The 14,090-nt window shown below is 64.2% G+C and carries 10 protein-coding genes and 2 riboswitches; of the genes, 7 read left to right on the top strand and 3 right to left on the bottom strand.

The genetic code is table 11. The features are described from left to right. The first annotated feature begins 291 nt into the window (after positions 1 to 291). On the top strand, positions 292 to 2,163 hold the full coding sequence (atzF, locus tag DSC91_RS06655) for an allophanate hydrolase (RefSeq protein ID WP_167470493.1): 1,872 nt from the start codon (positions 292 to 294) through the stop codon (positions 2,161 to 2,163). A 40-nt stretch (positions 2,164 to 2,203) separates the two neighbouring features. Continuing rightward, positions 2,204 to 2,908: a GntR family transcriptional regulator gene (locus DSC91_RS06660; RefSeq protein WP_115779726.1), complete on the top strand. Its 705-nt coding sequence runs from the start codon at positions 2,204 to 2,206 to the stop codon at positions 2,906 to 2,908. Positions 2,909 to 2,975: 67 nt separating this feature from the next. On the opposite strand, the gene DSC91_RS06665 is transcribed toward DSC91_RS06660, so the two are convergent. The 3 genes from DSC91_RS06665 to DSC91_RS06675 form a co-directional block, all read right to left on the bottom strand. Beyond that, the gene (locus DSC91_RS06665) at positions 2,976 to 4,019 is read right to left on the bottom strand and encodes a rod shape-determining protein (protein ID WP_115777396.1); all 1,044 of its coding nucleotides are present in this window, start codon (positions 4,017 to 4,019) and stop codon (positions 2,976 to 2,978) included. Between the two features lie 120 nt (positions 4,020 to 4,139). Continuing rightward, the gene (locus tag DSC91_RS06670; protein WP_229758225.1) at positions 4,140 to 4,622 is read right to left on the bottom strand and encodes a hypothetical protein; all 483 of its coding nucleotides are present in this window, start codon (positions 4,620 to 4,622) and stop codon (positions 4,140 to 4,142) included. A gap of 42 nt (positions 4,623 to 4,664) precedes the next feature. Further along, positions 4,665 to 5,726: an ABC transporter substrate-binding protein gene (locus tag DSC91_RS06675; protein WP_115777397.1), complete on the bottom strand. Its 1,062-nt coding sequence runs from the start codon at positions 5,724 to 5,726 to the stop codon at positions 4,665 to 4,667. 174 nt (positions 5,727 to 5,900) lie between these two features. Continuing rightward, a riboswitch (guanidine-I (ykkC/yxkD leader) is annotated at positions 5,901 to 6,036 on the bottom strand. A 535-nt stretch (positions 6,037 to 6,571) separates the two neighbouring features. Beyond that, a riboswitch (guanidine-I (ykkC/yxkD leader) is annotated at positions 6,572 to 6,729 on the top strand. A 57-nt stretch (positions 6,730 to 6,786) separates the two neighbouring features. Between DSC91_RS06675 and DSC91_RS06680 the strand changes: the two genes are divergently transcribed. The 5 genes from DSC91_RS06680 (at position 6,787) to DSC91_RS06700 (ending at position 13,956) form a co-directional block, all read left to right on the top strand. Further along, complete coding sequence (locus tag DSC91_RS06680; RefSeq protein WP_115777398.1) at positions 6,787 to 7,542, top strand: urea amidolyase associated protein UAAP1; 756 nt, start codon at positions 6,787 to 6,789, stop codon at positions 7,540 to 7,542. An 11-nt stretch (positions 7,543 to 7,553) separates the two neighbouring features. Next, a complete protein-coding gene (locus DSC91_RS06685) occupies positions 7,554 to 8,210 on the top strand; it encodes an urea amidolyase associated protein UAAP2 (RefSeq protein WP_115777399.1) in 657 nt (218 codons plus the stop codon). Next, the gene (gene uca, locus DSC91_RS06690) at positions 8,207 to 11,884 is read left to right on the top strand and encodes an urea carboxylase (protein ID WP_115777400.1); all 3,678 of its coding nucleotides are present in this window, start codon (positions 8,207 to 8,209) and stop codon (positions 11,882 to 11,884) included. Before DSC91_RS06685 ends, uca begins: the two co-directional genes overlap by 4 nt. A 105-nt stretch (positions 11,885 to 11,989) precedes the next feature. Then, a complete protein-coding gene (locus DSC91_RS06695; RefSeq protein WP_115777401.1) occupies positions 11,990 to 12,961 on the top strand; it encodes an ABC transporter permease in 972 nt (323 codons plus the stop codon). A gap of 80 nt (positions 12,962 to 13,041) precedes the next feature. After that, positions 13,042 to 13,956 (top strand): ABC transporter ATP-binding protein, encoded by a 915-nt coding sequence (locus tag DSC91_RS06700; protein WP_115777402.1) that lies wholly within the window; start codon positions 13,042 to 13,044, stop codon positions 13,954 to 13,956. The last annotated feature ends 134 nt before the right edge of the window (positions 13,957 to 14,090 follow it).

A 14,090-nucleotide genomic window follows, 5' to 3' on the forward strand; every position in this document is an offset into this window, starting at 1 on the left:
AGCCGTGTCAGCCGGTCCTGGAGATCGCGACCCGGCTCGCAGACGGGCGGGATGCAGGGCAGGTTGCGGAGCGCGAATGCGGGGCGCGCGAGCCCCGAGTTGGGGAGCGCTGCACCACGAGGCATTGAGCGACGAGCAACGAGGCTTCCGGACGGACGTGCCGATGAATCGCCGCAAAGCCAGTCCCGACAGCTACGACTGCCGGTTCAGGCAAGCTCGGAACGCATGTGGCATGGCTCCTGCTAATTTGAGTCCAAACTTGTATTCAAGATTGAACTCAAGGAAAAAACAGTGCCTATTTCTTCGCCCCTGAAGGTTCGCAGTCTTCTCGCGGCTTACGCCGCCAACCGTCTTACGCCCACTGAAGTGGTGACGTCGGCGATTGCCCGCATCGCCGAATTCGACCGGCCGGAAGTCTGGATCCTGCGTGTTCCCGCAGCAGACGTGCTGGCCCGCGCGCATACGCTCGAAACGCTTTACGCCGAGCAGGGCAGCGCGGTGTTCGAACGCATGCCGCTGTTCGGCGTGCCGTTCGCGGTTAAGGACAATATCGACGTCGCCGGCCTGCCGACCACCGCCGCTTGCGAGCCTTTCAGCTATACGCCGGACACGTCGGCATTCGCCGTACAACGTCTCATCGATGCCGGCGCGATCCTGATCGGCAAGACGAATCTCGACCAGTTCGCGACCGGTCTCGTCGGCACGCGTTCGCCATATGGCGCGGTGCGCCACACCGAGTTTCCGGAGCGCGTGTCGGGCGGGTCGAGTTCCGGGTCGGCGGTTGCGGTGGCTGCGGGTTGCGTCGCTTTTTCGCTCGGCACCGATACGGCTGGATCAGGGCGCGTGCCGGCCGGGTTCAACGGGCTCGTCGGCCTGAAGCCGTCGCTTGGACTCGTCAGCAAGCGCGGTGTGGTGCCGGCCTGCCGCAGCCTCGACACGATCTCGGTGTTCGCGCACGACGTCGACGATGCGTGGCGCGTATTCCGCGAAATCGCATGCTTCGATCCGCTCGACGGTCATTCGCGCAAGATCCCCGGTCTCGGTCTCCAGCGCGGCACGCTGCGGATCGGTGTGCCGGATCAGGTCGAGTTCTACGGCGACGCAGCGGCGAATCAGGCGTTTTCCGCTGCACTCGATACGCTCTCGACCCATCTGCATCTCGATCCCACGCCGATCGACTTCCAGCCGCTCAGGCAGGTATCCGCGCTGCTCTACGACGGCCCCTGGGTGGCGGAAAGGCGCGCCGCGCTCGGTGCCTTCTTCGAGACGCATCACGAAGCGATCAATCCGGTCGTCGCAACGGTGATCGGCAAAGCGGATCGCTACAGCGCCGCCGACGCGTTCAACGGCCAGTACGCACTCGCCGATCTGAAGCGCCACGCCGAACAGCTCTTCGAGACGATCGACATCCTGATCGTCCCGACCACGCCGACGCATCCGTTGATCGTCGACGTAGAGGCCAATCCGGTCGAGTTGAACAGTCAGCTGGGCTACTACACGAACTTCGTCAATCTGCTCGATCTGTGCGCGCTGGCCGTGCCGTGCCGGCGCCGCCATGACGGCTTGCCGGCCGGTGTCACGCTGATCGGGCCGAGCGGCGCGGACCAGCGTCTCGCCGAGTTGGGCGCGCGAATCCAGGCGCTGTTCGCAAGCGCCACCGAGGCGCTGAGCGAGAACGAGCGCGACGCTGCGGCCGTGGCCGAAAGGAAAACGACGGCCGCCGCAAGCACGATCGAACCGCTGCCGTTTCAGGAACCGACTGTCGAGCTCGCCGTGGTCGGCGCGCATCTGCGTGGCCAGCCGTTGAACTGGCAACTTCAGGAGGCGGGAGCGCGTTTTGTCAGGGCGACCCAGACCGCCTCCGGTTACTCGCTTTACGCGCTTGCCAACACGCAGCCGCCGAAACCAGGTCTTGTGCGCGGCACCGATCGGCAGGGCGCAGCCATCGCCGTGGAAGTCTGGGAAATGCCGCTGCGCACCTTCGGCAAATTCGTCGCCGACGTGCCCGCGCCGCTCGGCATCGGCACCGTGCAACTCGCCAGCGGCCTCACAGTGAAAGGTTTCATTTGCGAACCGTCGGCAGTCGGCGACGGCAGTGGCGCAATGAACATCACCTCGTTCGGCGGCTGGCTCGCTTATCTCGACAGCCTGAATGTCAACTGAACGCCAACGCTCGCTATCGCTCGACCAGGACGTCGATGTCATGACGCCGGGCATACCGGCCGCCGCCAATCCGCTCGCCGAGCAGGTGTACCAGCAGCTGAAGAACGATATCTTCAGCTTCCGCCTGTTTCCCGGCGACCGTTTTTCCGAAAACGGTATCGCGCAGCACTACGGCGTGTCGCGCACGCCGATGCGCGACGGCCTGTTTCGTTTGCAACGCGAGGGCTATCTGGAAGTCGGCTTCCGGCGTGGCTGGAAAGTGTCGCCGATCAATTTCGACCAGCTCGATCAGCTCTACGATTTGCGCATCGTGCTGGAAGTGGCGGCCGTCGAACGCGTGGGGGCGGGCGGCGACGTCGCGCATGCGGCCGTTGAAGCGCTGAAAGCGATATGGTGCGTCGAGCCCGAATTGCGCGAAAGCGATCCGGTGAAGATGTTCGGCATGGACGAGAATTTCCACCGCCAACTGGTCGCCGCAACCGGTAATGCGGAGATGCTGCGCGTGCATAACGAAGTGACCGAGCGCATCCGCATCGTGCGTCGACTGGACTTCCTCAAACCGCACCGCACCAGCGCCACCTACGACGAGCATTCCACCATGCTCAACCTGATCGAACGCAACCGGGTGACGGAAGCGATCATCCTGCTGCGCGCGCATATCACGCAAAGCAAGCTGGAAGTGCGCAAGATTACGCTTTCCATGCTAGCCGCGGCGCGCGATAGCAAGTTGCCGTTCGTGTCCTGAGCGACCTGAGCGCGCGGCGACGCGCGTAGCGAGATGCGTGGCAAAGCAGCCGCCACGCCATCGTCACTCACTCATACGAAAACGCCCCGCCAAACTTATCCATCCGCTCGAGCGCCATCCCGGAGCCGCGCACCACACAGGTCAGCGGGGCCTCGGCGACAAACACCGGCAGGCCGGTTTCTTCCGCGAGCAGGCGGTCCAGATCGCGCAGCAACGCACCACCGCCCGCGAGCATGATGCCGCGCTCGGCGATGTCGGCGCCCAGTTCCGGCGGCGTTTGCTCCAGCGCGATCTTTACCGCCGAGACGATCTGGTTCAGCGGATCGGTGAGCGCTTCGAGAATCTCGTTGCTGGACACCGTGAAGCTGCGCGGAATGCCTTCGGACATATTGCGGCCCTTGACTTCCATCTCCTTGACCTCGGAGCCCGGAAACGCGGAGCCGATTTCCTTTTTGATGGCTTCGGCGGTCTGTTCGCCGATCAGCATCCCGTAGTTGCGGCGAATGTAGTTGACGATCGCATCGTCGAACTTGTCGCCGCCCACGCGCACCGAGCCTTTATAGACGATGCCGCCAAGCGAGATCACGCCCACTTCGGTCGTGCCGCCGCCGATATCGACCACCATCGAGCCGGTTGCTTCCGACACCGGCAGGCCGGAGCCGGTCGCCGCGGCCATCGGTTCTTCGATCAGGTAAACCTGCGAGGCACCCGCGCTATGGGCGGCTTCCTTGATCGCGCGCCGTTCGACCTGGGTCGACCCGCACGGCACGCAGATGATGATGCGCGGCGACGGCGCGAACATCCGCGTTTCGTGCGCCATCTGGATGAAGCGCTTGATCATCTGCTGGGTGATGTTGAAGTCGGCGATCACGCCGTCTTTCATCGGACGGATCGCCTCGATGTTGCCCGGCACCTTGCCGAGCATCTGTTTGGCTTCATGACCGACGGCCAGAATGATCTTCTTGCCGTTCGGGCCGCCTTCCTGACGAATCGAGACCACCGAAGGTTCGTCCAGCACGATGCCCTTGCCACGCATGTAGATCAGCGTGTTCGACGTGCCGAGGTCGATGGCCAGGTCGTTTGAAAAATAGCCGCGCAAAAAACCGAACATGCAGGTTCCTGTCTCGCTGATGCCGGGGCGCGTGAGCGCGCCGCCTGGAATGCCGCCCGGAGGCGGCAGGCGATCCGGCGATGGCCGGGAGAGAGAAGAATAACAGCTTCGCGCGGCGGGTTACTTGGGTGTGTGGGCGTGCAGCAAGTTGTCGGCCTGCCATTTGATGCGTTCGCAATTGCTTTTGACCCGCGCCGCGAATTCCTCAGGGGAGTTGAGTTGCAGCGAGCGCATCTGCATCGCATCGCTATCCCCGCGGCGCCAACCCGCCTGCCAGCGCGTGTCGAACTGGCTGGCATCGGTGAGGAGCTTTCTGAGCTTTTCCTTGTACTCGTCCGTGTCCTGAGCGGATACTCCGCAGAGTTCCGTCGCAAAGCGGGCCCGTTGGCCCGCGGCTTCCGCGCTGGCGTTGGCGCTGTCTTCGCTGGCCAGCACGGAGCGCGGCTGGGCCAGCAGCAGAAGCGACAAAAGCAGCGCCAGCACGGGCGCCAGCGCGAGCAGGACGTGATAGCAAGAGCGGTTTTTATACACGATTGCCTCCTTGTTGCCGTCCTCCGTCGCCGCAACGAATCGCATGTCCGCAGCGGCGGAGCGTGCTGCCACCCATCTTACCGTGTATGGCTATCGACGCCCGGCCGACGTGACTTATGGTGCATTGGTCAGCGCCGGATCGAGATAGGCGCTCACGTTCTGCGATTGCTTGTAGACCGCGTTGCGCACGTTGAACTTGTCCGCGTTCACGCTCGAACCGTACACCGAGTCCAGTCCGTCACCCTTGACGAAGGCCTTCCTCGCCGCGGTGGCGTCGAGCAGGTGTGTGCCTTTCAGCAAGGGCAGATACTGGGCCGGCGTCAGGCCGACGCGCGCCGACATGATCTTGACGGCATCCGGTTGCGTCTTCGGATCGTTGATGTAGGCCACGCAGCGATACCAGACCTTGATCACCTTGGCCCAATCGGATTTGCGCGATTGCAGGCTGACCGGATTGACGGTGATCGCGTCGTAGATCAGGCCCGGTGCGTCGGCCGAGGTGAAGATCGGGCGCGCGCCCGGCACGCGCTTGAGCGCTTCGCCCGCGTTCGGCTGCCATGCGCCGACCGCGGCCACGTCGCCGGACGACGCCAGCACCTGCGGCAACTCGTTCGTCTTCGCGTTGACGAGCGTGATGTCCGATTCCTTCAGCGCATGTTTTTCGAGCGCCGTGTCCAGCAGCAGGTGATCGACCAGACCCATTTCGACACCGACCTTCTTGCCCTTGAGTCCGGCCACCGTGCGAATGGGCGGCTTGGCGACGATCATGTCGTTGCCGCTCGAGTAGTCGGTCAGGAGGATCATCACGTTTTTGGCGCCGCTTGCACCGGTGACCAGCGCATCGCCGTTGGTCGCGCCGACCGCGTCGAGCTTGCCGGCGGAGAAGGCGTCGAGCGAGGCGGAGTAGTCGAACCACTGGAAATTGACATCCACGCCGGCCTCCTTGAACCAGCCTTTGTCGATGGCAATCTGGAACGCGACGAAGCCGGGCCAGTCGCTATAGCCGATGGCGAGGGGCGTGGCCGCTTGTGCGGGCGCGGCGGCGAAGCCCGCGAAGCCAATCGCAAGCGCGGCGGCAGCGCCGGCGAGCGCGCCACGCACGCGGCGTGACGAGCGAAGACGGCTAGGCGAGATGAGGGCGATAGGGGACGTACGGGCGGATTCGAAGCGTTTCATCGTTTTCTCCAGGAGACCGGTCAATTGCGATAGTTGAGTTGGATCGCGCGGCGACTGCGCGACAAAACAACATGACCGGTTCCCGCGAGAATCCGAACGGTGCGGACACTGCGCGAACACCTGCGGGAGACAAACGCCGGCCACGGAGAGGCACGATAGGCATCGCTATCGCCAATCTCCCGGGCTTTTGTCCCGCCGTGTAGTGCGGCCGGCGTTCGCCTTCGAGTCAAGCTCGAATCGAACGAACCGGCGCACCGGGCTGCTCTCGGACCAGACATTCTTGCGAACCGGAACCCTAGCATCCCTAAGATGCGACGCTGCCGCACCTCTCGGCGATTTATCTAGCGAGAAATATGCCAGTTGAACCGTGCGATGCGCTGAGCAGGATGGTGTTCAGTAGAACTTTGCGGAAAGCACGACACGCCGAAGACCATAGCGCCGCCTCGTTCACGAGCGGCGCCGTTGCTTTTGCAGTTCGATGAAACGTGCCGACATCAGCGTGTAGAGCGTGCGGCGAAGCGTGGCAAACGTGAGCATGGTCGGATGGTGGAGGTGATGAGCGTAGGCGCCATGTCACGCACACAGCATGCCACCGCGCGAGGCCCCTGCGCAGCGTCAGACCGGCGGGCACGCGGCCCAATCATGGTGCCTTGCGCATTCAACTGGTGCCGATTCGCCCTCGCACGTGGTGCGTGCGTCATCAATCCGATCGACTGCCGGCCGCCGCCTGGTGAGGCCGACGGCATTCAATGCCTTGCCACGATGCGCTTGCGGCATTCGCGACGCCGCGCTGGCACACAACTCGCTTAGTCATGTAGCGAGAGGTGCGAAGTAATTTGCATCATCTTCAGGATCGCTAGGGTTCCGGTCGTACCGCTTTAAAGACTTCCAGAAGGCTTCAAAGCGCGCACACGATGTCTGGTCCGAGAGCAATCCGGTCTTGCCGTTCACCTTCTTCCAAGGCGCCGGCGAGGCTCCACGGAGGGATAAAAGCCCGGGAGGTCGCGATGTCGGTCAATCGCCCTCTCATGCTTTTTCCCAACCGATACCTGGAGCCTCCATGTCGACGCAAACCCCAGTCGATCTCGCACCGATCCCGCACGTGCTGTGGGAAACCGTGATTCCCGCCGGTACACATTGGTCCGGCGTGCTGCGCCGCGGTATTGCGCTGCGCATCGTCGATCCTGAAGGCGGGGCCAATCTGGCTGCCGTGTTCTACCGGCACGACGAACCGCTCGAACGCTACAACATGGCCGATACGTTGAAGGCGCAGCACACCGCGCATCTGACACGCGGCCACGTGCTCTATTCGGATATGGGCCGCGTGATGGCGTCGATCACCGCCGACACGCTGGGCTGGCACGATCCGCTAGGCGGCCTCGGCGATGCCGAACTGTTCGCCGGCAAGTACGGCGCGGCCCGCTATCAGCAGCATCGCAATGCGATGGTCCGCAACGGACGCGACAGCCTGTTGCTCGAATTGGCCAAGCACGGTCTGGGCACGCGCGATCTCGTCGCCAATATCAACTTTTTCAGCAAGCTCGCGATCGGTGAGGATGGCTCGCTCGACTTCGTGGCAGAACACTCCGCTGCCGGCGCGGCCTTCGATCTGCGTTTCGAAATGGACACGCTCGCCGCGTTTTCGAGCGCACCGCATCCGCTGAACCCGTCCTCCGAATACGAACCGAAGCCCGTCAGGCTGATCGCGTACCGGGCCTATGCCGCCGATGCCTCCGTACCGGCCGACGATCCTTGCCGCTCGGCCTGTCCCGAGAACGGGCGCGGCTTCGTCAACACCGATCGTCTGTTCGTTTAAGGAGACCCGCGATGCCTGTCATCGAAAGCACACTCGACTTCCGTCACGCGGTGTACGACCTCACGCTGCCGTCCGGCGAGCCGTGGCTGCATGAAGTCAAGCGCGGCCAGTTGTTCCGCATTCTCGACCTGGAAGGCAATCAGGCCGTCGACACGCTGTTCTACAACAGCGCCGATCCACTCGAACGCTACAGCGCGCAGGACACGATTCGCGCGCAGCGCAACCTCTATCTGTCCGCCGGCAGCGTGCTGATGTCGAACCTCGGCAAGCCGATGCTGAGCATCGTCGCGGACACTTGCGGGCGCCACGATACGCTCGGCGGCGCCTGTGCGGCCGAGAGCAACACCGTGCGCTATGCGCTCGACAAACGCCACATGCACAGCTGCCGCGACAGCTTTCTGCATGCGATTACGCACTGCACGTGCGGCGTGGGCACGCAACTGAGCAAGCGCGACATCGTCAGCAATATCAACTTCTTCATGAATGTGCCGGTGACGCCGCTCGGCAAACTGACCTTCGAAGACGGTATCTCGGCGCCGGGCAAATACGTCGAGATGCGCGCCGAGATGGACGTGACGGTGCTGATCTCGAACTGTCCGCAGCTGAACAATCCCTGCAACGGCTACAACCCGACGCCCGTGCGGCTGACTATCTGGGACGCCCAATGAGATTCGACAAAGTCCTGATTGCCAATCGCGGCGAAATCGCCTGCCGCGTGATTCGCACGCTCAAGCGTCTCGGTATCGCGTCGGTGGCGGTCTATTCGGAAGCCGATCGCCACGCCATGCACGTGATGCTCGCCGACGAAGCGGTCTGCATCGGCCCGGCGGTGGCCGCCGGCAGCTATCTGAACGGCACGGCGATTCTGGAGGCGGCGCGCGCGACCGGCGCGAATGCCGTGCATCCCGGCTACGGTTTTCTCTCGGAGAATGCGGCTTTTGCGCAGACATGCGAAGACGCGGGCATCCGCTTCATCGGACCGCGCCCCGCACAGATGCGTGAATTCGGCCTGAAGCACACCGCACGCGAGCTGGCACGCGCCAACGACGTGACGTTACTGCCGGGCACCGGCTTGCTGCCCGACGTGACCATCGCGTTGAGCGAGGCCGAATCGATCGGCTATCCCGTGATGCTGAAAAGCACCGCGGGCGGCGGCGGCATCGGCATGTCGCTGTGCCGCGACGCGGCGCAACTGGAGAGCGTGTTCGCGTCGGTGGCGCGGCTCGGCGAGGCCAATTTCGCGAACGGGGGCGTCTACATCGAGAAGTTCGTCGACAACGCGCGCCATATCGAAGTGCAGATTTTCGGCGACGGCCGGGGCGGCGCGATCGCGCTCGGCGAGCGCGACTGCTCGGTGCAGCGGCGCAATCAGAAGGTGATCGAGGAGACACCCGCACCGGGGCTGACGCAAGCGGAACGCACGTCATTGCACGCAAGCGCCGTGCGCCTCGCGCAGGCCGTGAAATACGAATCCGCCGGCACGGTCGAGTTCGTCTTCGACGCCGACACGCGGCGCTTCTATTTCCTCGAAGTGAACACGCGGCTGCAGGTCGAGCATTGCGTCACGGAGGAGGTGACGGGTATCGACCTGGTCGAGTGGATGATTCGTCAGGCCGAGGGTGGGCTTGCGCCGCTCGACACGCTGGCGCCGACGCCCAGTGGGGCGAGCATCCAGGTTCGTCTGTACGCCGAAGATCCGCACAAGCAGTTCCAACCGAGCGCGGGCGTGCTGACGCATGTCGCGTTCGCCACCGATGCGCGGGTCGACACATGGGTCGATGCAGGCACCGAAGTCAGCGCGTTCTACGATCCGCTGCTCGCGAAGATCATCGTTAAAGGCGCAACACGCGATGCCGCGCTCGCCGCCATGTGCGCCGCGCTCGATCAAACCCAGTTGTACGGCATCGAGACGAACCTCGACTATCTGCGCGCCATCGCCGGTTCGGCGACCTTCGCGCGAGGCGAGCAGACCACCGCCTTCCTGACGCGTTTCATGTTTGCACCGCACACCATCGACGTGCTCGACGGCGGCGTGCAGACCACGGTGCAGCAGACGCCGGGACGGGTCGGCTACTGGGACATCGGCGTGCCGCCCTCCGGTCCAATGGACGATCTCTCATTCCGGCTCGCCAACGAACTGCTCGGCAACCCGGCCGACGCGGCGGGACTCGAATGCGCGATGGTCGGCGCGACGCTGCGCTTTAACACCGCGACGCTGTTCGTGCTGGGCGGCGCGCCGCTCGCCGCCACACTCGACGCTCAGCCGGTCACGCCGTGGCAGGTCACGCGCGCCGCGGCGGGTTCGGTGCTCAAGCTCGGCGGCGTGACCGGCGCGGGCATGCGCGCCTGTCTCGCGCTCAAGGGCGGCTTGCAGGTGCCGGACTATCTCGGCAGCAAGGCGACCTTCACGCTGGGTCAGTTCGGCGGCCACGCGGGGCGTGCCTTGCGTAAGGGCGACGTGCTGCATCTCGCCGCCGAAACGGGCCATGGCGAAGCCGGCGCGCAGCTCGATCCCACGCACGTGCCGGCGCTCACGCATGACTGGACCCTCGGCGTGCTCGACGGTCCGCACGGTGCGCCGGATTTCTTCACGCCTGCCGACATCGCGATGCTGTACGCCACGCGCTGGACGGTTCACTACAACTCGAGCCGCACGGGCGTCCGGCTGATCGGTCCAAAGCCGCAATGGGCGCGCACCGACGGCGGCGAGGCGGGGCTGCATCCGTCGAATATTCACGACAATGCGTATGCGGTCGGCGCCGTCGATTTCACGGGCGACATGCCAGTGATTCTCGGTCCGGACGGCCCGAGCCTCGGCGGTTTCGTCTGCCCGGTGACCGTGGTGGGGGATGAGTTGTGGAAGCTGGGGCAACTGCGGCCGGGGGATACGGTGCAGTTCGAACCGGTGCGCGCTCGACCGGCGCTGACGGCGTCTGGGGCGCCGACAGCAACCGCAGCGACTGCAGCGACTGCAGCAACCGCAGCAACCGCAGCAACCGCAGCAACCGCAGCAACGATACCCCCCGACGCTCACGATTGCATTCTCTACAGCGATCCATCAGCCGGCGGGGGCACCGGTGTGGTCTACCGCCGCTCCGGCGACCAGAACGTGCTGGTCGAATACGGCCCGCTCATGCTGGACCTGAACCTGCGCTTTCGCGTGCATGCGTTGATGAACTGGCTCGATGCACACCGGCTGCCCGGCATCGTCGATCTCACGCCGGGCATCCGCTCGCTGCAAGTGCATGTCGACCCGCGCGCGCTGTCGCTCGACACCTTGCTCGCGCATCTTCAGCGGGCCGAACGCGAATTGCCCGCCGTCGACGACATGCGCGTGCCGAACCGCATCGTGCATCTGCCGCTGTCATGGGACGACCCGTCGACGCGGATCGCGATCGAGCGCTACATGCAGTCGGTGCGGCCCGATGCGCCGTGGTGCCCGAGCAATATCGAGTTCATTCGCCGCATCAACGGTCTGGATAGCATCGACGACGTGAAGCGCATCGTATTCGACGCGCGTTACCTGGTGATGGGCCTCGGCGATGTCTATCTCGGCGCGCCGGTGGCGACGCCGCTCGATCCGCGTCACCGGCTCGTCACGACCAAATACAACCCCGCGCGGACCTGGACGCCGGAAAACGCGGTCGGGATCGGCGGCGCGTATCTGTGCGTGTATGGCATGGAAGGGCCGGGCGGCTATCAGTTCGTCGGCCGCACCGTGCAGATGTGGAACCGCTATCGCACCACACGTGAATTCGAAGCCGGCAAGCCGTGGCTGCTGCGATTTTTCGACGAAATACGCTTCTACGAAGTGAGCGAGGCCGAACTGGCCGAGTTGCGTGCCGATTTCATCGCCGGCCGCGCGAGTCTGAAGATCGAGGAGTCGGTGTTCGACCTCGGTGCGTACAACCGCTTCCTGAAGGACGAAGCCGAATCGATCTCCGCCTTCAAACGCATGCAACAGACGGCGTTCGATGAAGAGCGCGAGCGCTGGAACGCCGCGGGGCACGCTGAATATGCCGGCGAGCCGGGCGACGACGCGGGTTCGGCCACCGGCAGCAGGGCGGACGATACGCTTGTGGCGGGTCAACAGAGCATCGTCGCCGACGTCTCGGGGAGCGTCTGGAAACTGCTCGTCAGCGAAGGGGATCGCGTGAGCGAAGGGCAGGTGGTGGCGATCGTCGAGTCGATGAAGATGGAAGTGTCCGTCGCCGTCGCCGAAGACGGCGTGATCGAAACGATCGATTGTGCTGCCGGCGCAGCGGTGGTCGCGGGTCAGCGCCTGATGGTGCTGCGCGCCGGCGTGGCGGCCGGCGCCACCGAGGAGGCGACGTGCAAATGAAACATCCTGACGACCTGCTGGAATCGATGCCGACTGCGGCACTGCGGTCGCTCCGCCGTTCAGGCGGAGCGAGTTCCGGCACCGAACGCTGCCCTGGAGAACCCCATGACCGTCATTAACAGAAGCGACTGGTTCGCGGTGCGCCGCGAACTCTCCGCACGCGGCAAATGGCTATTGGGCCTCGGCTCTTTTTTGTTGCCGGTGTTCGTCTGGTGCATCGTCAGCTACGTGCCGTTCGTCTGGCATCCGCAGGTGCTGGTCGAGAGCCCGGGCAGCGTCGACTATTTTCAGCCCGGCATGCGGGTCGACAAGGACGTGTTCGCCGACGAGCTGAGTCATGCGCGAGACGGCCACACCGCCTTGCCGACGGGCGAGCCGGTCAACCCGGTGTACCTGCCCGCGCCCCACGAGGTGCTGCGTGCGTTCTACACCGCGTTCACGACGCCCCCCGCGTCACGCGACGGCGTGTGGCTGCATCAAAGCCTGTGGCACAGCATCCAGGTGATCTTCTGGGGCTTTCTGCTGTCGTCGGTGATCGGCGTGCCGGTTGGCATCGTCTGCGGGACTTACAGCGCTATCGCGCGGCTGCAGGAGCCGTTTTTCGAGTTCTTCCGCTACTTGCCGGCGCCCGCGTTCGGTGCGCTGATGGTGGCGATCCTCGGCATCTATGACGGCCCGAAGATCGCGATCATCGTGATCGGCACGCTGTTCCAGCAAGTGCTGATCGTGGCGAACACCACGCGCAAACTGGAGTACGGGCTGTTCGAAGCGGCCATGACGCTCGGCACGAAGAAGCTCAAGCTGCTCACGCATGTGGTGATTCCCGGCATCCTGCCGGACCTGTATCGCGACCAGCGCATCCTGCTCGGCTGGGCGTGGACGTATCTGATCGTCGCGGAACTGGTCGGCACCAGCTCCGGTATCACGTGGTACATCACGCAGCAGGCGCGCTACGAGCATTTCGACAATGTCTACGCGGCGATCATGATGATCGGGATCATCGGACTCGGCACCGATCTCGTGCTCGCCTATGCCGGCCGCAAGCTGTTTCCGTGGGACCGCACGCTCAAAGCGTAGCGGGACCGTTCGTGCCACGGCCTGCCGCCCTGCATCGCACCGCATGGCATCACACTGCACCGTATTGAAGGGATTCAATCATGTTAAATCCGCAACCGATTCCGTCGTACCTTATCCAGTCCGAAGCGGTGCGTGAGCGTTTCGACCGTCTCAAGTCGCGCGAGGTCATTCTCGAGGTTCGCGATCTCGACAAGCGCTTCAAGAGCCCGCAGGGCGAATGCACCGCGTTGAACGGCATCAGCTTCAAGACGCACCGGCGCGAGTTCGTCTGCGTGATCGGGCCGTCGGGCTGCGGCAAGTCGACCCTGATCCGCATTCTTGCGGGCCTTGAGCGGCAAACAAGCGGCAGCGCGCTGCTCGACGGCAAGCCGGTGGAGGGGCCCGGCGCCGATCGCGGCATGGTGTTTCAGGGCTACACGCTGTTTCCGTGGCTGACGGTCAAGAAGAACGTCATGTTCGGTTTGAAGATGAACGGCCACAGCAGCCTGCACGCCGAGCGCGACGCGCTGCAATGGCTCGATCTGGTCGGTCTGACGAAGTTCGCCAACGCCTATCCGCACCAATTGTCCGGCGGGATGAAGCAGCGCGTGGCGATTGCTCGCGCGCTCGCGAACCGGCCGCGGATTCTGCTGATGGACGAGCCGTTCGGTGCGCTCGATGCGCAGACCCGCGCGAAGATGCAGACGCACTTGCTCGATATCTGGCGCAACATCGATGTGACCGTGCTGTTCATCACGCACGACCTGGACGAAGCGATTTTTCTCGCCGACCGCATCCTGGTGCTCAAGGCCAATCCTGGCGAGGTGCAGGAATTGATCGAGGTGCCGGTGCCGCGTCCGCGCGACTATTCGCAGGCCACGTCGCCGGAGTTTCTTGCCACCAAGGCGCGGCTCGAAGCGCTGATCCATCCGCCCACGGCCACCGACGACGAGGAAGAGGATGTCGTCAAGCCGCATATGGTCCGGATGACGGACGTGACCGACAACGTCGAATAGAAGCTGCCGCTGCTCGCCCTTTGGCGGCAAGGGCGGGACGATGTCGTCCTGTCGGAAGCGCCGCTGTGCCACCGTCCGCAGCCAACATTACCGGATCGTAATCATCCTGCGCTCCGCTTACCGGTATGATTTGG

Origin of the sequence: Paraburkholderia caffeinilytica, from assembly GCF_003368325.1 — a bacterium.
Classification (GTDB): domain Bacteria; phylum Pseudomonadota; class Gammaproteobacteria; order Burkholderiales; family Burkholderiaceae; genus Paraburkholderia; species Paraburkholderia caffeinilytica.

What these genes read in the sequence shown, in the direction of transcription:
- DSC91_RS06660 (WP_115779726.1), top strand. Translation starts at nt 2,204, where the DNA reads ATGACGCCGGGCATACCGGCCGCCGCCAATCCGCTCGCCGAGCAGGTG.
- DSC91_RS06665 (WP_115777396.1), bottom strand. Translation starts at nt 4,019, where the DNA reads ATGTTCGGTTTTTTGCGCGGCTATTTTTCAAACGACCTGGCCATCGAC.
- DSC91_RS06675 (WP_115777397.1), bottom strand. Translation starts at nt 5,726, where the DNA reads ATGAAACGCTTCGAATCCGCCCGTACGTCCCCTATCGCCCTCATCTCG.
- DSC91_RS06680 (WP_115777398.1), top strand. Translation starts at nt 6,787, where the DNA reads ATGTCGACGCAAACCCCAGTCGATCTCGCACCGATCCCGCACGTGCTG.
- DSC91_RS06685 (WP_115777399.1), top strand. Translation starts at nt 7,554, where the DNA reads ATGCCTGTCATCGAAAGCACACTCGACTTCCGTCACGCGGTGTACGAC.
- uca (WP_115777400.1), top strand. Translation starts at nt 8,207, where the DNA reads ATGAGATTCGACAAAGTCCTGATTGCCAATCGCGGCGAAATCGCCTGC.
- DSC91_RS06695 (WP_115777401.1), top strand. Translation starts at nt 11,990, where the DNA reads ATGACCGTCATTAACAGAAGCGACTGGTTCGCGGTGCGCCGCGAACTC.
- DSC91_RS06700 (WP_115777402.1), top strand. Translation starts at nt 13,042, where the DNA reads ATGTTAAATCCGCAACCGATTCCGTCGTACCTTATCCAGTCCGAAGCG.